The following is a 21,073-nucleotide window of genomic DNA, read 5'->3' as shown; positions in this document are numbered from 1 at the left end:
CCCCGGTTCGTTTATGGAAACCACATGAAAATTCTGATCGTTGGGCCCAGTTGGGTCGGTGACATGGTGATGGCGCAGACACTCTTTCAGTGTCTCAAACAGCGCCACCCGCAATGCGAAATCGACGTGCTGGCCCCCGAGTGGAGCCGGCCGATTCTTGAGCGCATGCCCGAAGTTCGCCAGGCCTTGAGCTTCCCGCTCGGCCATGGCGCACTCGAATTAGCCACGCGTCGGCGCATCGGCAAATCCCTGGCCGGTCAGTACGATCAGGCGATCCTGTTGCCAAACTCCTTGAAATCGGCGCTGGTGCCGTTCTTTGCTGGCATCCCGAAACGCACCGGCTGGCGTGGCGAGTTCCGTTACGGCCTGCTTAATGATGTGCGCACGCTGGACAAAGACCGTTATCCGCTGATGATCGAGCGCTTTATGGCGCTCGCTTTCGAGCCAGGTGTCGAGCTGCCAACACCGTACCCGCGCCCGACGCTGCAAATCGACCCGGTCACCCGCGAGGCGGCACTGGCCAAGTTCGGCTTGACCCTCGATCGCCCGGTGTTGGTGCTGTGCCCCGGCGCCGAGTTCGGCGAATCCAAGCGCTGGCCGTCCGAGCATTACGCGAAAGTGGCGGAAGCGAAAATTCGCGAGGGCTGGCAAGTCTGGCTGTTCGGTTCGAAAAACGACCACGCCGTGGGCGAAGACATCCGCGCGCGGCTGATTCCCGGCCTGCGTGAAGAGTCGGTCAACCTCAGCGGCGGCACCTCGCTGGCCGAAGCCATCGACCTGATGTCCTGCGCCGATGCGGTGGTGTCCAACGATTCCGGCCTGATGCACGTCGCCGCCGCGCTGAACCGCCCGCTGGTTGCGGTCTACGGTTCGACGTCGCCAGGTTTCACGCCGCCGCTGGCCGAGCACGTCGAAGTCGTTCGCCTGGGCATCGAGTGCAGCCCGTGCTTCGATCGCACCTGCCGTTTCGGCCATTACAACTGCTTGCGCCAACTGATGCCGCAAGCGGTGAACGAAGCCTTGCAGCGGTTGCAGGGCACTGTGGTCGAGGTCAAATAGTTTGCGCGTTCTGTTGATCAAGACTTCATCGCTGGGCGACGTGATTCACGCGTTGCCGGCGCTGACCGACGCGGCGCGGGCCATTCCCGGCATTCAGTTCGACTGGGTGGTGGAAGAGGGCTTCGCCGAAATCCCGACCTGGCACCCGGCCGTGGGCAAGGTGATTCCGGTGGCGATCCGTCGCTGGCGCAAGAACATCTGGCAAACCATCAAGAGTGGTGAGTGGAAACGCTTCAAGCAAAGCATTCGCGCCACAAAATACGATCTGGTGATCGACGCTCAGGGGCTTCTGAAAAGTGCCTGGCTGACCCGTTACGTCAAAGCGCCGGTGGCCGGGTTCGACAAGAGTTCGGCCCGCGAACCGATCGCGGCACGCTTCTACGATCGGCGTCTGGCGGTTGCCCGTGGTCAGCACGCAGTGGAGCGGGTTCGTCAGTTGTTCGCCATCGCGCTGGGCTATGACTTGCCCAAGGGCCTGGGCGATTACGGTTTGAGCGTCGAGCGTCTGGTCGAGTTGCCGCGCAAGAATCCCTACGTGCTGTTTTTGCACGGCACTACCTGGGACACCAAACACTGGCCCGAAGCCTACTGGCGCGAGCTGACCGAGCGTGTCGGTTATCTCGGTGTGGGCGTGAAACTGCCGTGGGGCAATCCGGCGGAGAAGGCCCGTGCCGAGCGCATTGCGGCAGGCTTCAAGCACGCCGAAGTCCTGCCGAAGCTGAACCTGGCCGGTGTCGGCAAGGTGCTGGCAGGCGCACAGGCCTGCGTCGCGGTGGACACCGGCCTCGGTCATCTGGCCGCCGCGCTGGACGTGCCGACACTGTCACTGTTCGGCCCGACCAATCCGGGCCTGACCGGCGCCTACGGCAAATCGCAGATCCACCTGGCCAGCGATTTCCCTTGCTCGCCATGCCTGCAAAAGAAATGCACCTATCAACCGACGGCCGAAGATGCCCGTCAGTTTGACCTGAAGCGCGAGTGGCCCCTGTGCTTCACGCGTCTGAATCCCGAGCGTGTCGCCAGCCGACTGAGCACGTTGTTACTGGCTGAGGAGCTGCGCTGATGCAATTGGCATTTGTCCTGTACAAATACTTTCCGTTTGGTGGTTTGCAGCGCGATTTCATGCGCATCGCTCTGGAGTGCCAGAAGCGCGGCCATCAGATTCGCGTCTACACGCTGATCTGGGAAGGCGACGTGCCGCCGGGCTTCGAAGTGCTGGTGGCGCCGGTCAAGGCGTTCTTCAATCATCGACGCAACGAAAAGCTCAGCGAGTGGATGGAAGCGGACCTGGCCAAGCGCCCGGTCGACCGCCTGATTGGCTTCAACAAGATGCCGGGCCTGGACGTCTACTACGCTGCCGACGGCTGTTTCGAAGACAAGGCGCAGAACCTGCGCAATTCGCTGTACCGTCGCTGGGGCCGCTATCGTCACTTCGCCGAGTACGAGCGGGCGGTGTTCGCCAAGGACGCCAAGACTGAAGTCCTGATGATTTCCGAAGTCCAGCAGCCGCTGTTCATCAAGCATTACGACACCCCGCTGGAGCGCTTCCACTTGCTGCCACCGGGTATCGCCCAGGACCGTCGCCGGCCGGCGGATGCCGACGAAATTCGCGCCGGTTTCCGTGCCGAATTCAGCCTGAAGGACGATGAGCTGTTGCTGGTTCAGATCGGCTCCGGGTTCAAGACCAAGGGCGTGGATCGAAGCCTCAAGGCGTTGGCGGCATTGCCCGCTGATCTGAAGAAACGCACTCGCCTGTTTGTAATTGGCCAGGACGACCCCAAATTATTCCAGATGCAGAGTGCGACGCTGGGGCTGGGCGACAACGTGACGTTCCTTAAAGGGCGCAGCGATATCCCGCGTTTCCTGCTGGGTGCCGATCTGTTGATTCATCCGGCGTACAACGAAAACACTGGCACCGTTCTGCTTGAAGCCTTGGTCGCCGGGTTGCCGGTGCTGGTGAGCGCGGTCTGCGGTTACGCGCATTACATCGCCGAGGCTGACGCTGGCCTGGTGCTGGATGAGCCTTTCGAGCAGACGCAACTGACGCAGTACCTGACCGGCATGTTGAATGACGCTCAGGCACGGGCGGCCTGGAGCCGCAATGGTCTGGCCTTCGCCGAGACGGCCGACCTCTACAGCATGCCGCAACACGCGGCCGATGTGATTCTGGCGGAGCAGGCTAAATGAAGTTGATGCTGGCTGAACCGTTCAAGAGCCTCTGGGCTGGACGCGACCCCTTCGCCGAAGTCGAGGGCTTGCAGGGCGAGGTGTACCGCGAGCTTGAAGCGCGCCGAACCCTGCGTACCGAGGTGAACGGTCGCGGGTTTTTCGTGAAGATCCACCGTGGCATCGGCTGGGGTGAAATCTTCAAGAACCTGCTCACCGCCAAGCTGCCGGTACTCGGCGCAGGCCAGGAGTGGAAGGCCATTCAGCGCTTGCAGGAAGCCGGCGTGCCGACCATGACCGCGGTCGCTTACGGTGAAAAGGGCAGCAATCCCGCCGATCAGCATTCGTTCATCGTCACCGAAGAACTGGCGCCAACCGTCAGTCTTGAAGATTTCAGCATCAACTGGATCAAGCAACCGCCGGAGCCAACGCTCAAGCGTGCGCTGATCGCCGAAGTCGCACGCATGACCGGCATGATGCACCGCGCTGGCGTCAATCACCGCGACTGCTACATCTGCCACTTCCTGCTGCACACCGATAAACCGGTGACCGCCGATGATTTCAAACTCTCGGTGATCGACCTGCATCGCGCCCAGACCCGTCCGGCGATCACCCAGCGCTGGCGCAACAAAGACCTGGCGGCGCTGTACTTTTCCGCACTGGACATCGGCCTGACCCGGCGCGACAAGCTGCGCTTCCTCAAGGGCTATTTCCAGCGACCGCTGCGGCAGATCCTGGGCGAAGAAGCCGGATTGCTGAACTGGCTCGAAGGCAAGGCGAACAAGCTCTACGACCGAAAACAGCGATACGGGGATGCGCTCTGATGTCCGGTTGGAGACTGGAACCGGCTTACAGCGATCTGGCAGTGGACTTCGGCAGCCTTGAAGCGGTGTTCTCGCTTCAGGGTGAGCGACTGACCCGCGATCCGCTGTCCGAGGTCATCCGCGTGCGGCGCAATGGCGTCAATTACTATGTCAAACGCTACGTGGGCGCCGGCAAGGGGTTGCGTCGCTATATCGGCAAACCCCGAGTGAAAATGGAATGGCAAAACCTCAAGCGCTTCGCCAAGTGGGGCATTCCCACCGCTGAAGTGGTGGCGTGGGGGCTCGAGCGACGCGGCGCGGCGTACGATCGCGGTGCGATGATTACCCGCGAATTACCCAATACCGAAGACCTGTCGGCATTGGCCGAACGGCGCGATCCCAAACTGGCGGATCGCGCCTGGGTCGACGCCGTCAGCCGCCAGCTGGCCCAGTACACCCGAACCATGCATGACCGTCGTTTCACCCATAACGATCTGAAGTGGCGCAACCTGCTGATCGACGATCAGGCCCGACTGTTCCTGATCGATTGCCCCAATGGTGATTTCTGGCGGGGTTTCTGGCTCAATTACCGCATTACCAAGGACCTGGCATGCCTGGACAAGGTCGCCAAGTATCAGCTGTCAGCGACCCAGCGCCTGCGTTTCTACCTGCAATACCGCAACCGGACCCGGCTCAATGCAGCCGATAAAAAGCGCATCCGGCACGTGGTGAGATTTTTCGAGGGACGCGAATGATTGATTTCCTGGCGGCTGAAGATCGTGCGCTGCTTGAACGGCATGGTCTTGGCACGTTCGATGCGCTCTGGGGCAAGCAACTCGACGCGGTGGATGAGCCCAATACCGGGCGCGGAGGCTGGAGTAGCGTGTTTCGGCTGGACCTGGAAGGTCAGGGTTTCTACCTGAAACGCCAGAGCAATTACATGACCCGCACGTTGCGCGCACCGTTCGGCGAACCAAGCTTCGCCCACGAATTTCGTAACATCCTGCGCTATCAGAAAATGGGCATCCCGGCGATGCAAGCGGCGTTCTACGGCGAGCGAAAGGTTGATGGAGAGGTCCGGGCGATCCTGTTGACCCGCGCGCTGGATGGCTGGAGCGATCTGGATTCGCTGTTGCAGCGCTGGACGGACCTGAGCACGCAACAGCATTCGCACATCCTCAAGGCCTGCGGTGTACTGGCGCGGCAACTGCACGCAGCGCGTCAGGTGCATGGTTGCTTCTACCCCAAGCACATTTTTCTGAAAACAACCGGCAGCGGCTATCAGGCTCAGTTGATTGATCTGGAAAAGACCCGGCCGTTACTTTACGGGCAGCGTGACCGGGTCAAGGACCTGGAACCGCTGACACGCCGCGCCCCTCAATGGGACGAGTCTCAGTTGCGTGAATTGCTCGCCGCTTATCTGGATCAAGGCCAGGAAAGTGCTCTGATCGATAGCTGGTTGCAGCGCCTGATGGCACGCCGTAGTCACAAAGGGGCGCATTGATGCGTTTGTCTGAACTGAAAACCGCTGGCCGTCTCCCGGCCCTGCCACTGACAGTGTCACTGGCCGACGCCGCTGGCCCCGCCGATCTGCAACTGTTGAGCTTGCTGCGGGTGTTGCCGGGGCAGCGCTATGTCGGTGCCGGCGTCTGGCGTGGCCGGCCGGTGCTGGCCAAGTTGCTGGTCGGCACCAGGGCGGCGAGGCATTTTCAGCGCGAGCTGGATGGCGTTCGCTTGCTTGCCGCCCAAGGGTTGACCACGCCGCAGTTGCTGGCCGATGGCCTGGAAGAAGGCGAGGGTGGCTGGCTGTTGTTCGAGTTTCTGGAGCGAGCCGAAAGCCTGGGCGATACCTGGACGCAGGTTGAGCGCCAGCCCGTACTGTCCGATGGGCAAGGGGCGGTACTGGCCGAGGCTTTGGGCGCGATCGGGCAAATGCACCGCAAAGGCCTGTGGCAGGAAGACCTGCATCTGGACAATCTGTTGCGTCAGGGCGGTCGTCTGTACTTGATCGACGGCGGTGGTATCTGCTCGGAAACGCCGGGCCAGCCGCTTTCACGGCAGAAAGTCCTGGAAAACCTCGGTGTGTTTTTCGCGCAGTTGCCCAAAACGCTGGAGCCGTTCACCGAAGAGTTGCTGGTGTATTACCTGCTCAGTAACGGCGAACACGCCTTGCCCATGGAAGCGTTGCAGAAGCAGATCGACAAGGTTCGCCAATGGCGCCTCAAGGACTACCTGGTCAAGGTTGGCCGCGAATGCACGCTGTTCAGTGTGCAGCGCGATGCGTTCGGCTTGCGGGCGATTCGTCGCGAGGAAGAGGCGGCCATGTTGCCGGTGCTGGAGCAGGCCGATGCCTTGCTCGATCAGGGGCACCTGTACAAGACCGGCGGCGCAGCGAGCGTCGGCAAGGTCGAAGTGGATGGCCGCACGCTGGTGATCAAACGCTACAACATCAAAGGGGTTGCTCACTGGCTCAAGCGCTTCTGGCGCCCGAGCCGCGCCTGGCATTCCTGGCGCGAAGGCAATCGCCTGGCGTTCCTCGGGATCGCCACGCCCAAACCGCTGGCGATGCTGGAAAAGCGTTATCTGTGGTTGCGCAGCCGGGCTTATTTGATCACCGAGTATTTGCCCGGGCCGGACATCATCGAGCGCTTCGCGCCGTATGTTGAGCGTGGCGATGCACCTGAGTCCGAGTTGGCCGCGCTGGATCATCTGTTTGCCGAGCTGATTCGCGAACGTATCAGTCATGGCGACTTCAAGGGTCACAACCTGTTCTGGCAGGGGGATCGCTGGGCGCTGATCGATCTCGACTCAATGTGTCAGCACAGCTCCGTCGGCAGCTTTGCCCCGGCCTATGCACGGGATCGCGCGCGGTTTATGCGCAATTGGGCCGAAAGCAGTGCGCTGTATCAGAAAATCGATCAGCGTTTGCCCAAGGATGCTTTCAGCGCTGCCTGAATAGGGCCGAGAGCGGCGACAAGCGCTTGGGATCCGTCCTACATCAACTTCAGAAGCCATGAACTGTGGCTGAAATCGCCACGATGCTAGCTTGCCTGACGTTCTCGGAGGGCAGGCTGTGACAATAAAAATGGCGGTTTCATCAGGTGTTCTATCACTGGCTTTGGGCGGATGCGGGACGGCGGCGACGGTCCTGCAGGATGACGCTGAGGCGGCGCAGGACCTGCGCAGGCAAAAGACCTATTGCCAGTCCATTCCCCGGGTCTATAGCGGCCTCGCTTACGACTTCTGCGTGCTGAACGCACCGCCTGACCCCACAGGTTTCCTCGTTCCGCTCATTCTGGTGGACCTCGCCCTGTCAGGTGCGCTGGATACCGTTGTCTTGCCGTACACGATCTATCGGCAGGGCGTGGACGGAAACCTCTCGATTTACTGGCGGCCGTCCCGTGGATAAGCACCGGTTAGACCATCGCTTCGGTGCTTGCCGCTTGCAGCTAGAGGTTTGCCACTGCTTTTAAGTTATAATCCCGCCCTTTAGCTGTCTCTCGCCCATTGCGAGGGCACATTAATTTTTGAGGCGCTTGTCGCCTGCACGCAGACTTAAGAGGCTAGACCCCTGTGGCATTGACGATTCTTGGCCTGTCCGGCGCCCTTAGCCATGATCCTTCCGCAGCCTTGTACATCGACGGCAAGCTGGTCGCGGCGGCTGAAGAAGAGCGCTTCGTACGCGATAAACATGCAAAGAACCGCATGCCCTACGAATCGGCGAAGTTCTGCCTGGAACAGGCCGGTATCAAACCTTCCGACGTTGACGTGGTAGCGATCCCGTTCGCTCCGATCAGCCTGTTCGGCAAGGCCCGCTGGCAGTACGCCAAGCGTTACTGGTACGCCCCGGACCGTGCCCTCGACGCGATCCTGATGGGCAACCGTCGCTACAAGCGCTATCGCAACAAGATCGTCTGGTGCCTGGAGCAATTGGGTTTTGATCCGAAGAAGATCAAGATCGAGCCGGTCGAACACCACCTGGCCCACGCCTCCAGCGCTTATCACTGCTCCGGTTTCAAAGAGAAAACCGCGATCCTGGGCATCGACGGCAAGGGCGAGTACGCCACGACCTTCTTCGGTTACGGCGAAAACGGCAAGATCCACAAGATCAAGGAATTCTTCGATCCGGACTCCCTCGGCGGCCTGTACGGCGCGATCACCGAGTTCCTCGGTTTCGACATGCTCGACGGTGAGTTCAAGGTCATGGGCATGGCGCCGTACGGTGACGCCAGCAAATACGATTTCTCACGCCTGGCTTCGTTCGAAAACGGCGAGCTGGTAATCAACACCGACTACGCCAACGTCATCGGCCTGCGTCGCTACAAAGAGAAGGGCAAGGGTTACTACTTCTCGCCGAAGCTGATCGAGTGGCTGGGTCCAAAGCGCGAAGGCGACATCGCCGACGAGCCGTACATCCACTACGCCGCCAGCATTCAAGCGCTGTTCGAAAAAATTTCGCTGCAGATGATCGACCACTACCTGGGCGACGTGCTCAAGGAAACCGGCAAACTGGCCTATGCCGGTGGCTGTGCGTTGAACGTCAAGCTGAACCAGAAAATCATTGCCCGCGACGACGTCAAAGAGCTGTTTGTGCAGCCTGCATCCGGCGATGCCGGTACCGCAGTCGGCGCCGCCGCCTATGTGTCCCACGCCCGTGGCGTTCCGGTCGAGAAGATGGAACACGTCTACCTCGGTCCGTCGTACAGCAACGAAGACGTGATCGCAGCCTGCGCCCGTCATGCCGACAAGCCGAGCTGGCGCAAACTCGACAACATGCCTGAGCAGATAGCCAAAATCATGGTCGATGGCAACCCGGTGGCCTGGTTCCAGGGCCGCATGGAGTTCGGTCCGCGTGCATTGGGTGGTCGTTCGATCATTGGTTGCCCGAGCATTCCCGGCGTGGCCGACCGCATCAACCACCAGATCAAGTTCCGTGAGCGCTGGAGGCCTTTCTGCCCGTCGATGCTCGACACCGTGGCGTCGCAGATGATCAAGATCGATCACCCGGCCCCGTTCATGACGTTCACCTTCGAAGTGGCGGAAGAGTGGAAAACCCGCGTGCCGGAAGTCGTCCACGAAGACGGCACTTCCCGTGCCCAGGTGCTCAAGCGCGAATACAACCCGCGCTACTACGACATGATGAAAGCGCTGGAAGTGCTGACCGGTAACGGTGTGTCGCTGAACACCTCGCTCAACCGTCGCGGCGAGCCGATGATCTGCTCACCGACCGATGCGCTGAACATGTTCTTCGGTTCGGATCTACAGTATCTGATCATGGAAGACATCCTGGTGGTTAAAGAGGGCGCAAACGCCTATGACACGCTCGGCTGAACGCCATGTGTTGCAGTTCTGCCACGGCTATGACGGCCCGTTTCTGGACTGCGCCCGGCAGTACGCCAGCCTGTTCGCGGGGACCGGTTATCGGGTGACCACGGTGTTTCTCACCGGGGTCGCCGATGCCGATGTCGCCGAGGGCTGCGCTTCCGATGAAGTGCTGTTCATGGAGTACAGCTCCAAGGCCATTCGTGGCCTGAAGCTGGGCGCCATCGGTGATCTGCGCAAGATCGCCGCTTCGCGCAACTTCAGTTTCTGCATCGCTCACCGCTTCAAACCGATCTATATCGCCTTGCTCGGCACGTCTTTGCCGGTAATTGGCGTGCACCACGCGTTTGACGATTACAAACGCGGCAGTCGCAAGCTGTTCGCGCACCTCTTGCGCAAACGCTTGAGCTTGATCGGCGTGTCCGATGCCGTGCGCGACGACATGCGCAGCTGCCTGCCGAAATGGCCGGCGTCGCGTATTCAGACGTTGTACAACCGAATTGATGTGGATGCCTTGCAGGCGACCCAGGTGTCGGCTCGTGAGGCCCGTGAAACCCTTGGCCTGGCGGCGGACGCCTGGATTGTCGGCAACGTCGGACGCCTGCATCCGGACAAGGATCAGGCCACGTTGCTGGACGGATTTGCCGAAGCATTACCGGGGTTGCCGGCCAATAGCCAACTGGTGATCCTCGGTTCAGGGCGGCTGGAAGAGGATCTCAAGGCGCAGGCCCGTGAGCTTGGCATGGGTGATCGGGTGCTGTTTCTCGGTCAGGTCCCCGATGCACGTCGCTATTTTAGTGCCTTTGATGTGTTTGCCCTGAGTTCCGACCACGAACCGTTCGGCATGGTGTTGCTGGAAGCCATGGCTGCCGGTGTACCGTTGCTGGCCACTGCGTGCGGTGGGGCCAGGGAAGTGGTCGAAGGCGTCGGCATTCTGTTTCCGCTGGGCGATGCCAAACACCTGGCTCAAGGTCTGCAGCATCTGGCCGCAATGGACGAGCATCAGCGTCGCCAGTGTGCCGAGCTGATGCTCGAGCGCTTGCGCGAGCGCTTCTCTGACCGTGCGGTTCGCGATGCATTCTGGCACTTGCCCCACGTTACCGAACTGGCACAGAGGGGCTGATGCTCAACCGATTTCAAGGCTGGCGTGAACGTGGCTGGGCGGTCGTCGACGCTTCGGTTTACAGCCAAACCTGGCAGCGATATGGCGGCAGCGTCGCAACGCACCCTGTTGTGGTCGAACGTTTGGCGAAACTGGCCGGCATCCCGGTGCGTTACCTGGCCTGGATGCAGGACGGTGACGTCAAGGCAGCCATTGCGACCTGGGGCCGCGACCTCGCCTTGTCCAAGGACGTACTCAAGCGCCATGGCAAGAAAGGGCTGTTCGACCTGGGGAATGCCGAGATCATTCTTCCGGCAGCGGCTGATGCCCAAGCGCCTTTGCGTCATCGCGCACGCTATTTGTCAGCGCTGAACGAAGGGCGTTTCACCGGTATCAAGTTGCAGGCCGAACAGTTGGCCATGGCCCGCACACCGGAAGAGCTGTCCAAGAAATTTCGCTACAACCAGCGCCGTGAATTGCGTTTGCTGGAAGAGGCGGGTGGTGTGGTGCGACCGGTATCCGAATTCTCCAGCAGCGAACTGGCCGCGATTTATTGCGATCTGTTCCAGCGCCGCTGGGGTTTCCCGGCGACTGGTGCCGAACGCATGGCCGAGGTCATCGAGTTGCTGCGTGAGTTGCTGATCGGCTCGGTGATTTTCCTCAACGATGCACCGATTGCGATTCAACTGGTGTACCGCGTCGAGACGCCGCAGTGGATCAGTGTCGAGTACATCAATGGCGGCGTTGATCCCGAAACCCGCGAGTTCAGCCCCGGCAGCGTATTGAGTTTCCTCAACACGCAAAGCGCCTGGGAACATGCCCGTGCGCAGGACAAACCGTTGCGCTTTTCCTTTGGTCGCGCCGACCGTGAATACAAGGACCGCTGGTGCAACCCCGTGCCGGTCTTCACCGTATGAGCCAGGTCATGAGCCGCAAACAACAATTGCTCAAGCGCCATCGGCGCAATAAACGCATTGGCCTGATGATTGCGCTGGTGCTGTTGGCTGTTATTGGCACATTGGTCGCGTGGTGGGTGCCGCTGGTGCTCGCGGTGCTGGGCTGGATCGCCCACGAGGCCTGGTTTGCCGACCATTTGTTCTACTCGCCCGCTGACGATTACGACTACAGCTTCCCGCCTTACACGCCACAGCCCAAGGTCCACTTGAGCGGCGAACATCTGCGGCTGGACGACGGTGTCATGCTGGTCGAGGATGCGACGCTGGTGTTGGCGTTGCGCATCAAAAGCACTTGGCTGGGACACTTCCTCGATCCGGTGGTCGAGTTGTCCGGGGGCGATAACCCGGATCGGCAAACCTTCGAGCGTGGTGTGAACGGCCTGCGTTATCTCAATCTCAGTGGTCAGGCGCAGACGCTGTCACAAGGTGACTTGCGTCTGCGTGGGCGTTTTTGTCGATTGCTAGGCGAACCCGTGTTGTGGGCCTTCGAGCATCCGGATTACCGTCGTCAGCGAGTGATGGTCATCGCACCTCATGCCGATGATGCGGAGCTGGCGGCCTACGGCCTGTACAGTCAGGCAGATGAAGCCTGGATCGTCACGTTGACGGCCGGTGAAATTGAAGCCGAACACTATCGGCAGATGGGGCTTGATGGGGTCGAGGCTGCACGGTTGAAGGGTTCGCTGCGCGCCTGGGACAGTGTCAGTGTGCCGTTGTGGGGAGGGGTGCCCCAACAACGCTGTATCCAGCTGGGGTATTTCTGTCTGCAATTACCCTTGATGCAGAGCGAGCCAGGCGAAGCCGTTGTGTCCCGCGAGGCACAGCTTGGTGATACGCGTTTTTTCCGGCAGTTCAATCCATTCGCCCTGGGCAGTGATGCTGATGGTGTCCCTTCCTGGAACAATCTGCTGGGTGACCTGAGCGAGCTGATCGAGCGTATTCAGCCCCAGGTCATTGTTTTGCCACATCCGCGTTTCGACCCGCATCCGGACCATATCTGCTCCCAGCAGGCCGTCATGCAGGCGCTGAGCGCTACTGTCTGGCAGCCCGGAACACTGTTGCACTATGCCAATCACTTGCATGACAACGATCGTTGGCCAATGGGTGACGCTGGCACGGGTGTGGCGTTGCCGCCGCAGCTCAATGCTGATGAGCCCTTGCGGCCATGGGCACCCAGCCTGTCGATGGAGCATCAGTGGAGTAAAGCAATGTCGTTGGGCATGATGCATGACCTCCAACCTCCACTTTCCCTCAAGCGACTTCTTCGGCGGTGTATTCAACGTTGCCTTGCAGGCCGTCGCTGGCCGGCTTTTGGTGAAAACGAGTTTTTCCGTAAAACAGTGCGACGCCATGAGCTGTTCTGGGTCCAAGAGCAGCCTGGCAAGCAAGAGAGAAGCTAATTGAAAGTCCTGTTTCTGGTGCAGAAAGAGCAACGAGCGATCCTCGATCGACTGTACGACGGTATCGCCGAGTCCTGCGATTGCGACAAGCGTGAGCTGAGCAGTGCCGAGCAGGACGACTTGCGTGGGTATTTCCGCAAGCATGTCGATGTGTCTCTTTACGATCGAATCGTGTTTTTTCTGCGCTTCAAAAAAGAAATCAGACAGGTGCGGTTCATCCAGACACTGCCGAATCTGGTTATCCTTGAACACGACGCGTATCAGAATTACATCCCGTGCAAATACACCGGAAAATTCAGTGCTCATTACCGCAAATTGCCGTGGGCGCGGGTGATCAGCTCGGGATACATGGTCAGCCAGCGTTTGTGTGACGAAGGTTTTGATGCCCATTTCGTACCCAAGGGTTACGACCAGTCGCTGCTGCAAAACCGTCAGCGTGAGCGTGATATCGAGCTGGGTTTCGTCGGCAGTCTCAACAGCGTTGCCTATGCCGGGCGCAAAGCTATGCTCGAATCGGTGGCCGAGGTCGAAAACCTGTTGATCACGCGCACCAAGTCGGGCGAGGAATACTGCGAAACGTTGAGCCGGATCCGTTGTTTTGTCAGTGCCGACGTTGGCATGGGCGAGTACATGATCAAGAACTTCGAAGCCATGGCCTGCGGTTGTGTGTTGTTTGCTTACGACCAAGGGGAAGAAGAGAATCGCGCCCTGGGTTTTGTCGATATGCAAAACATTGTGCTTTATCGAACGCGCGAGGAAATTCGCGAAAAACTGGCGTTGTTGCGTGAGTCACCGCAGCTGACCGAGACCATTTCGGCGGCTGGCCAAACCCTGGTAGAGCAGCGTTACACGTTCCGTGCGGTAGGGCATGCAATTGTCGAAGCGATGCGGGAGCCGCTGCGCGAGCGAGCTGCGCTGAGCTGGAAAGAAAAATTACGCTTATCGCTGGGGCTGTAAAGCCTGGCGATTCAACAATAAAGAGTGCGGTGTAAACACATGCTGTTCAGCGAGACTAGCGATATTTCGGTTGTTATCACCAGTTGCGGCCGCTTCGACCTGTTGAAGCGAACCCTCGAAACCTTCGACCGGTACAACACGGCCCCCATCCGTAAGGTCTTCATTACCGAGGACTCTGGTGACAGTGCCGTCGAAGCTTGTATTCCGGAACATTGGAGGGCGCATACCCAGTTTTTCATCAACAATCCGCGTCTGGGTCAGTTGAAGTCGATTGATGCCGCTTATGCCCAAGTGCAGACGTCCTGGATTTTCCATTGTGAAGATGACTGGGATTTCTATCGCGAAGGGTTTATCGAAGAATCCCAGTGCCTGCTGGAGGAAGATCCGCAGGCGCTACAGGTTTGGCTGCGCAGCTTCAATCATGACCTCATGGTTCACAGCCCTTACGTGTTCCTGAACGAGCGCAAGATCAGCCAAGGCATTCCTTTTTACGTATTGGGTTCACACAAGGTGGACTGGCAGGGCTTTTCCTTTAACCCTGGGTTGCGGCGGCGTGCAGACTATCTGCTCCATGCACCGTATTCCGCGTTTTCCGGAGAAAAAGACCTGTCGCGCCTGTATGCCGCGCAAAATCGCTATGCGCTGATCCTGGAAAACGACGCGGTGTTGCACACCGGCTTCGGCGGGCACGTGGAAGTTCCAGAGGAACGCGTGAACAAATTGCGACGCAAGCGCCTCGATCGATTCAAACTGGTCGCGGTCCTTGTTTTCGGCCTGATAGCAGGTTGGGTGCTTCATGGGGTTTAACGGTGTAAAGCTGCAAAAGCTCACCATGACGAAGTATTTCGGAATAGCGCTCTGTCTGTTTCTGGGGAGTTACATAGCGGGCTGGTCTTCGAAGTGGACCAACAATCTGTTCTACGGCCTGATCGTAGTGCCGGGCCTGGTGTTCCTGATCAAGGAACGAGGTGCAGGTTTGTTCAGGCAGCCGCTCGCACTGGGGTGGCTGGCTTTTACGCTATGGTTTCTGGTGCCGGCGACTATTGCCGGGCACATTCAGTTTTTCAAGCACATCTTCTACGTGATGATGTTCGTCATGGTGGTCGGTGCCTTCAGTGATCCACAGTTTTTTCGTAGCCCGACGTTTGTCCGTGGACAGTTCTGGCTCCTGGCGTTGTACATCTTCAGTTGCGCGTTCTATAGCTGGATCACTGGCGAGTACCCGTTCGGGTCTCGGGTCGCGTTGCTGCCGGCACGCCTGGAGAATGTGATCTACGCCAGTATCTGGCTACTGTGTGCGCTGGCGCTGGCAGTGCCTTACTGGGTCAGGACGCATCGATGGATCGAGAGTGCATTGGCGGTTGTTTTATCGATCTTCGCAGTGACCTTTGTATTGCAGACGCGTACGGCGTTGGTTGGGGTGGCGTTCCTGTTGGGCGTATGGCTGCTTTACGGTCTTTACCGCAAGCCGCGGCAGGTTGGCTGTGCGCTTGCGATCAGCTTGGCGGTGATCGGTGTGCTGTTTCTGATAGTGCACCAAGAAGCCTGGTACCAGTCGCTGTGGACTCGCGGCGATTCCTATCGCATTGAGCTCTTTCACATCATGGTAGGCGAGTGGCGGAACTGCGGCTGGATGCTTGGCTGCGGTGTCACCTTCCACACCAGCCAGTTACTGGGCGGCTGGATGCCGATTCAGCATCCGCACAACATTTATGTGGCGTTGGGTTTGTACAGCGGCGCGGTGGCGCTGGTGCTGTTTCTCGGGCTGATGACCGCCACGCTTTGGCAGGCCTGGCGTCTGCGTGACGCCTGGGGAATGTTTCTGGTGTGTGCGCTGGTCATGCTGAATTTCGATGGCAGTTTGCTGATCGGAAACCCTGACGAGTTGTGGCCATTGGTGTTGTTGCCTGCAGCAATGATCCTCGGGCGAGGATTGCAGGCGCAGCGTAAAGGGGCGGCATGACGCTGACCTTCGCCTCCTCGTTGGGGGCGAAGGGGGCAGGTTATTTTTGCAGGGCGCTGCTCAGCTCTTCCGGGGAGCAGGTGCTCTGGGTCTGGGCATAATGTTGCATGAAGATCTCCCCCTGTCTGTCGAGCAACCATTGCCGATCCTGGGGGTAGCGCACCATATGCTTGAAATTGCGCAATCGCAGTCCCTTACGCAACGGACGGCGATAAACTTGCAGGTCGGCAATGTCGATCAGGCCCAACTGATGTTCAGGCGTGAGCACGATGTTGCCCAGATGCGCTGACCGGAAATAGATCCCGCGTTCATGCAAGGTGGCCATGAAGGTCCCTAGCTTGCCGCGTAACGGACCTGCGTCATTTTGGGTGTCGAGCAGCTGGCGCAAGGTCTGGCCCGGCAGCGGATCGTAATGCACGGCATCACGTTCGATACTCGCAATGCGGTAGACCTGACGGATCGACGGGCAGGGAATCTGTCGCTCACGTAGCGCAATGCAATTATCGGCAAAGCGTTTTGCATACGGATACCAGGCCGCTGACGTCAGCAGGCGCTTGCGACGAAACAGCTTGAGAATCGAGCCGTCTGTCAGCCGCAAAACCTTATCCCCCGAACCATCGGCTTCAAGGACTTGCGCTCCCTCGCGCAGGGCAAGGTATCGACTGTAATCAAGGGCTTGCATCTATACTCCGGGACGACGCCATGAGGCATGGATAGCCGGCCATGTTACCGCAGCTCAGCGACTAAAGTGGCCTGTGTTACAATCGCGGGCTCTTTTCTCACACAACGGGTTCACATGACCAGCCCTGATTCGCCTGCGCCGTCGAGCTTGAAAATTTACCTGCGCCTGCTGTCGTATGTGCGCCCGTACTGGGGCATGTTTTCGATCAGTATCGTCGGCTTTGTGATTTTTGCGTCGACGCAGCCGATGCTGGCGGGGATTCTCAAATACTTCGTCGATGGTCTGAGCAACCCTGAAGCAGTGCTTTTCCCAACGGTTCCCTATCTGCAGGATTTGCAGCTGCTGATGGCCGTACCCTTGCTGATCATTCTGATCGCCGCGTGGCAAGGTCTCGGGTCATTTCTGGGTAACTACTACCTGGCGAGGGTTTCGTTGGGCTTGGTCCATGACCTGCGCGTCGAGTTGTTCAACAACTTGTTGGTCCTGCCAAATCGTTATTTCGATACCCATAATTCCGGACACCTGATTTCGCGTATCACCTTCAACGTGACCATGGTGACCGGTGCCGCTACCGATGCCATTAAAGTGGTCATTCGTGAAGGCCTGACGGTGGTCTTCCTGTTTGGTTATCTGCTGTGGATGAACTGGAAGCTGACCTTGGTGATGCTGGCGATCCTGCCGTTGATCGCGGTCATGGTGAGCAGTACCAGCAAGAAATTTCGCAAGCAGAGCAAGAAAATCCAGGTGGCCATGGGTGACGTGACTCATGTGGCGTCCGAGACCATTCAAGGCTATCGCGTAGTGCGCAGCTTCGGTGGTGAAAGCTACGAGCAGCAACGCTTTGCCGCCGCCAGCCAGGGCAATACCGACAAGCAATTGCGCATGACCAAGACCGGGGCGGTCTATACGCCGATGCTGCAATTGGTGATCTACTCCGCCATGGCCGTGTTGATGTTCCTGGTGCTGTTCCTGCGCGGTGATGCTACCGCCGGTGATCTGGTGGCCTATATCACTGCCGCCGGTCTGTTGCCCAAGCCGATCCGCCAGCTCTCGGAGGTCAGTTCGACCATTCAGAAGGGCGTTGCCGGGGCCGAGAGCATTTTCGAGCAACTGGACGTTGAACCGGAAATTGACAACGGCACGGTTGAACGTGATCGCGTCAGCGGCCACCTGCTGGTACGCAACCTCAGCTTCACGTACCCGGGGACCGAGCGTGAAGTGTTGAAGAACATCAACTTCTCGGCGGCACCGGGACAGATGGTCGCGTTGGTCGGGCGTTCCGGCAGCGGCAAGTCGACCCTCGCCAGCCTGATTCCACGTTTTTACCATCACGAGTCCGGGGAAATCCTGCTCGATGATGTTGAGATCGAGGACTATCGCCTGCGCAATCTGCGTCGGCATGTGGCGCAAGTCACGCAGCATGTCACCCTGTTCAACGACACCATTGCCAACAACATCGCTTACGGTGACCTGGCCGGCGCCCCTCGTGCCGACATCGAAAAGGCCGCCACGGATGCGTTCGCCATGGACTTCATTTCGCAGATGCCCCAAGGCCTGGACACCCAGGTCGGTGAAAATGGCGTGCTGCTGTCTGGAGGCCAGCGTCAGCGTCTGGCGATCGCCCGGGCGCTGTTGAAAAATGCGCCGCTGCTGATCCTCGACGAAGCGACGTCGGCACTCGACACCGAATCCGAGCGCCACATTCAGGCGGCGTTGGACCAGGTCATGAAGGGTCGCACCACGCTGGTGATCGCTCACCGCTTGTCGACCATCGAGAAGGCTGACCTGATCCTGGTGATGGATCAGGGCCAGATCGTCGAGCGAGGCACTCACACGCAGTTGCTGGCCCAAAACGGCTATTACTCGCGCCTGCATGCGATGGGCCTCGACACGCCGGCCGAAGACATCGCCTGACCCCGATAGCGTCAGGGTGAGCCGGGCTCACCCTGACGTCGCTTTTTGGCTTGTTCTTTGCTCAAAAAACGACCAATAAAGCCCGGCAAATCATCCCGTTGCAGCCGTCGCACAAGCCGACGCCAACCCTGTGTTAATATCGCGCCCCTGTTCATTTTGTATGTGGGTTGCTCCATGAAGTTGTCCATGCCGCGATTCGATCAAGCCCCTGTCTTGGTGGTCGGCGATGTCATGCTCGACCGTTACTGGCATGGTGGTACCTCACGGATTTCTCCTGAGGCACCGGTGCCGGTGGTCAAGGTCGATCACATCGAGGACCGCCCGGGCGGTGCCGCCAACGTTGCCTTGAACATTGCCGCGCTCGGCGCGCCAGCCTCGCTGGTCGGTGTGACCGGCGACGATGAAGCTGCCAACAGCCTGGTCAATAGCCTCAACGGCGCAGGTGTGCGGGCCATATTCCAGCGCATCGCGCACCAGCCGACCATCGTCAAGCTGCGGGTCATGAGTCGTCACCAGCAACTGCTGCGTATCGATTTCGAAGAACCGTTCGCCACCGATGCCCTGGCATTGGCGGCGCAGGTCGATGAGTTGCTCGAAGGCATCAAGGTGCTGGTCCTGTCCGACTACGGCAAAGGCGCGTTGAAAAACCATCAGGCGTTGATCCAGGCCGCGCGTGCCCGTGGCATTCCGGTCCTGGCCGATCCCAAGGGCAAGGATTTTTCGATCTACCGGGGCGCGAGCCTGATAACGCCGAACCTCAGCGAATTCGAAACCATCGTCGGTGGTTGCGCCGATGAGCATGAGCTGGTGAACAAGGGCGCGCAGTTGATGCACGACCTGGATCTGGGTGCCTTGCTGGTGACCCGTGGCGAGCACGGCATGACCCTGCTGCGTCCCGATCACCCGGCACTGCACCTGCCCGCCCGGGCCCGTGAGGTGTTCGACGTGACCGGTGCCGGTGATACGGTGATTTCCACCCTGGCGGCCGCGATTGCTGCGGGTGAAGAGCTGCCCCACGCGGTGGCCCTGGCCAATCTGGCGGCGGGCATCGTGGTCGGCAAACTGGGTACGGCGGCCATCAGTGCGCCAGAACTGCGTCGCGCGATTCAGCGTGAGGAAGGTTCCGAACGCGGTGTGCTGGGGCTTGAACAACTGCTGCTGGCCGTTGACGATGCTCGCGCGCATAACGAGCGGATCGTCTTCACCAATGGTTGCTTCGACATCCTGCATGCCGGCCACGTGACCTACCTTGAGCAGGCGCGAGCGCAAGGCGATCGCCTGATTGTTGCGATCAACGACGATGCGTCGGTCAGCCGCCTGAAAGGGCCGGGTCGTCCGATCAACAGCGTCGACCGGCGCATGGCTGTGCTGGCAGGGCTGGGTGCTGTGGACTGGGTGATCAGTTTCTCGGAGGGCACCCCGGAAAACCTGCTGAGCGCGGTCAAGCCGGATGTACTGGTCAAGGGTGGCGATTACGGGATCGACCAAGTGGTCGGTGCAGACATCGTCACCGCTTACGGTGGCACCGTGAAGGTGCTGGGTCTGGTGGAAAACAGCTCGACCACGGCGATTGTCGAGAAGATCCGCAAGTCCGAGTGACGCAATCTATGTAGGAGCTGGCTTGCCAGCGATGGTCGTTAACGATGACGCGTATCTGCTGAGAAAACGCGGCGTCCTTGAATCCTTCGCTGGCACGCCAGCTCCTACGAGGTTGTGCGTACACCCGTCGGAGCTGCAGCAGTTTGCTTTCAGGAACTGACTTTTTTACGCGGCACGATTTTTTTCAGCAGCAATTTGGCCTTGCCGCGTAACCGCGCCAGACCAGAATCTTTCCTCGGCGGGGTCAGACCTTGCTGACTCACCCAATCCTTCCAGCGAATTCGCTCATCGTGAACCAGCCAGCCTTCCTGCCGGGCAAAACTTTCGGCCAGGTAAAGTCCGCGCGTGCTGGCCGGGTACAGCTGATCTTTTTTCAGGGTGAAGAGCTCGGCCGTGGGGTGACCGTCCTTCAAGGGCATCAGGTACAGGTCAGGGCGTTTGCGATCGAGGCGGGCGACGAGTTGATCGCCTTCCAGCCTTTCGTCGACGTGAAACAGGCTCAAGGATTTGGCTTCCTTGGGGACATCCAGGCGCAAGTCGTAAATCAGTTGCAACGATGCTGTCGGCAAATGCACGTAGGCCCGCGGTCGCTCGATCAACATCAGATTGGCGCAACGCACCGGCCGCGCGGAACCGGACAGCGGCGTCAGGCGAAACGGCAAGGCTTCGCGGTAATGCAGGGCGGCGGAATAGGGCGCCGGCAACCACGTTTCATTGAAACGACCACCGAGCCAGCCTTCAGGGGTTTCCAGCAGGCATTCCTCGGCAACTTCCTGAATCGCCGTGTGCAACGGCAGGTTCAGCTCATGGGCCGGTACATAGCCGGAGATCAACTTGAGGACCACGTCGCCGCGGTCCTGCCGACGCTGGCGAACCAGCACCCAATAGTCGCGATTCTGCCAATGCAGCGTCAGACGCACCGAAACCCCGAGGTTGGCCAGTTCCAGGGCAAACTTTTCGCTGTCGCCAACCGTCACGGGGCGGCGCCGTTGCAGGGTCTGGGAGAAGTTCAGCGGCCTCCCGACGCTTTGGTAAGTCAGGCCTTCGGGGGTCGCTTCGACGAATAACGGCAGGGTCTTGAAGTTGCTCGGGTTCTTTCTTATGAGCGTGCGCGGCATGTCGGCTCCTGCTTAAGGCCGCGTGGGGCGGC

General features: G+C 59.5%; 19 protein-coding genes. 17 read left to right on the top strand and 2 right to left on the bottom strand.

Going from position 1 to position 21,073, the window contains the following annotated elements:
* Positions 1 to 24 precede the first annotated feature (24 nt).
* The 15 genes from waaF (at position 25) to QYH43_RS02505 (ending at position 15,728) form a co-directional block, all read left to right on the top strand.
* Positions 25 to 1,059, top strand: coding sequence for a lipopolysaccharide heptosyltransferase II (gene waaF, locus QYH43_RS02575; RefSeq protein ID WP_095056418.1), 1,035 nt, complete (start codon positions 25 to 27; stop codon positions 1,057 to 1,059).
* Between the two features lies 1 nt (position 1,060).
* The gene (gene waaC / locus QYH43_RS02570) at positions 1,061 to 2,122 is read left to right on the top strand and encodes a lipopolysaccharide heptosyltransferase I (protein ID WP_095056417.1); all 1,062 of its coding nucleotides are present in this window, start codon (positions 1,061 to 1,063) and stop codon (positions 2,120 to 2,122) included.
* Entirely contained in the window at positions 2,122 to 3,246 is a 1,125-nt protein-coding gene (locus QYH43_RS02565) for a glycosyltransferase family 4 protein (RefSeq protein WP_095056416.1), read from the top strand. Before waaC ends, QYH43_RS02565 begins: the two co-directional genes overlap by 1 nt.
* A complete protein-coding gene (gene rfaP / locus QYH43_RS02560; RefSeq protein WP_095056415.1) occupies positions 3,243 to 4,049 on the top strand; it encodes a lipopolysaccharide core heptose(I) kinase RfaP in 807 nt (268 codons plus the stop codon). The genes QYH43_RS02565 and rfaP overlap by 4 nt, the downstream gene beginning before the upstream one ends.
* Positions 4,049 to 4,783 (top strand): lipopolysaccharide kinase InaA family protein, encoded by a 735-nt coding sequence (locus tag QYH43_RS02555; RefSeq protein ID WP_095056414.1) that lies wholly within the window; start codon positions 4,049 to 4,051, stop codon positions 4,781 to 4,783. Before rfaP ends, QYH43_RS02555 begins: the two co-directional genes overlap by 1 nt.
* A complete protein-coding gene (locus tag QYH43_RS02550) occupies positions 4,780 to 5,532 on the top strand; it encodes a lipopolysaccharide kinase InaA family protein (protein WP_095056413.1) in 753 nt (250 codons plus the stop codon). Before QYH43_RS02555 ends, QYH43_RS02550 begins: the two co-directional genes overlap by 4 nt.
* A complete protein-coding gene (locus QYH43_RS02545) occupies positions 5,532 to 6,983 on the top strand; it encodes a lipopolysaccharide kinase InaA family protein (RefSeq protein WP_301156172.1) in 1,452 nt (483 codons plus the stop codon). The genes QYH43_RS02550 and QYH43_RS02545 overlap by 1 nt, the downstream gene beginning before the upstream one ends.
* A gap of 118 nt (positions 6,984 to 7,101) precedes the next feature.
* Complete coding sequence (locus tag QYH43_RS02540) at positions 7,102 to 7,437, top strand: YceK/YidQ family lipoprotein (RefSeq protein WP_095152486.1); 336 nt, start codon at positions 7,102 to 7,104, stop codon at positions 7,435 to 7,437.
* A 164-nt stretch (positions 7,438 to 7,601) separates the two neighbouring features.
* Entirely contained in the window at positions 7,602 to 9,359 is a 1,758-nt protein-coding gene (locus QYH43_RS02535) for a carbamoyltransferase (RefSeq protein ID WP_095152487.1), read from the top strand.
* The gene (locus QYH43_RS02530) at positions 9,343 to 10,473 is read left to right on the top strand and encodes a glycosyltransferase (RefSeq protein WP_095056410.1); all 1,131 of its coding nucleotides are present in this window, start codon (positions 9,343 to 9,345) and stop codon (positions 10,471 to 10,473) included. The genes QYH43_RS02535 and QYH43_RS02530 overlap by 17 nt, the downstream gene beginning before the upstream one ends.
* Entirely contained in the window at positions 10,473 to 11,369 is an 897-nt protein-coding gene (locus QYH43_RS02525) for an antimicrobial resistance protein Mig-14 (protein WP_095056409.1), read from the top strand. Before QYH43_RS02530 ends, QYH43_RS02525 begins: the two co-directional genes overlap by 1 nt.
* A gap of 8 nt (positions 11,370 to 11,377) precedes the next feature.
* Positions 11,378 to 12,808 carry a PIG-L deacetylase family protein gene (locus QYH43_RS02520; protein WP_301156170.1) on the top strand — a complete coding sequence of 477 codons (1,431 nt, stop codon included), beginning with the start codon at positions 11,378 to 11,380 and terminating at the stop codon, positions 12,806 to 12,808.
* The gene (locus QYH43_RS02515) at positions 12,809 to 13,765 is read left to right on the top strand and encodes a glycosyltransferase (RefSeq protein ID WP_095152488.1); all 957 of its coding nucleotides are present in this window, start codon (positions 12,809 to 12,811) and stop codon (positions 13,763 to 13,765) included. It abuts the gene before it with no gap.
* A 39-nt stretch (positions 13,766 to 13,804) separates the two neighbouring features.
* On the top strand, positions 13,805 to 14,572 hold the full coding sequence (locus tag QYH43_RS02510; RefSeq protein ID WP_095056407.1) for a glycosyltransferase family A protein: 768 nt from the start codon (positions 13,805 to 13,807) through the stop codon (positions 14,570 to 14,572).
* Between the two features lie 25 nt (positions 14,573 to 14,597).
* The gene (locus QYH43_RS02505) at positions 14,598 to 15,728 is read left to right on the top strand and encodes an O-antigen ligase (protein ID WP_301156168.1); all 1,131 of its coding nucleotides are present in this window, start codon (positions 14,598 to 14,600) and stop codon (positions 15,726 to 15,728) included.
* Between the two features lie 40 nt (positions 15,729 to 15,768).
* Here QYH43_RS02505 and QYH43_RS02500 read toward each other — a convergent pair whose 3' ends face one another.
* The gene (locus QYH43_RS02500; protein WP_301156166.1) at positions 15,769 to 16,410 is read right to left on the bottom strand and encodes a toluene tolerance protein; all 642 of its coding nucleotides are present in this window, start codon (positions 16,408 to 16,410) and stop codon (positions 15,769 to 15,771) included.
* A 114-nt stretch (positions 16,411 to 16,524) separates the two neighbouring features.
* Here QYH43_RS02500 and msbA point away from each other — a divergent pair, with 114 nt between their 5' ends.
* Both msbA and hldE read left to right on the top strand, forming a co-directional pair.
* The gene (gene msbA / locus QYH43_RS02495) at positions 16,525 to 18,324 is read left to right on the top strand and encodes a lipid A export permease/ATP-binding protein MsbA (protein WP_177408767.1); all 1,800 of its coding nucleotides are present in this window, start codon (positions 16,525 to 16,527) and stop codon (positions 18,322 to 18,324) included.
* Between the two features lie 174 nt (positions 18,325 to 18,498).
* The gene (gene hldE, locus QYH43_RS02490) at positions 18,499 to 19,923 is read left to right on the top strand and encodes a bifunctional D-glycero-beta-D-manno-heptose-7-phosphate kinase/D-glycero-beta-D-manno-heptose 1-phosphate adenylyltransferase HldE (RefSeq protein ID WP_095056403.1); all 1,425 of its coding nucleotides are present in this window, start codon (positions 18,499 to 18,501) and stop codon (positions 19,921 to 19,923) included.
* Between the two features lie 149 nt (positions 19,924 to 20,072).
* Here the strand turns inward: hldE and QYH43_RS02485 are convergent, their stop codons facing one another.
* Positions 20,073 to 21,041 (bottom strand): metal ABC transporter ATPase, encoded by a 969-nt coding sequence (locus QYH43_RS02485; protein WP_095056402.1) that lies wholly within the window; start codon positions 21,039 to 21,041, stop codon positions 20,073 to 20,075.
* Positions 21,042 to 21,073: the final 32 nt, after the last annotated feature.

Origin of the sequence: Pseudomonas sp. C32, assembly GCF_030417915.1 — a bacterium.
In the GTDB taxonomy this organism is placed as follows: Bacteria; Pseudomonadota; Gammaproteobacteria; order Pseudomonadales; family Pseudomonadaceae; genus Aquipseudomonas.
Note: the sequence above shows the minus strand (reverse complement) of the source record. Positions and strands in the feature narration are given on the sequence as shown.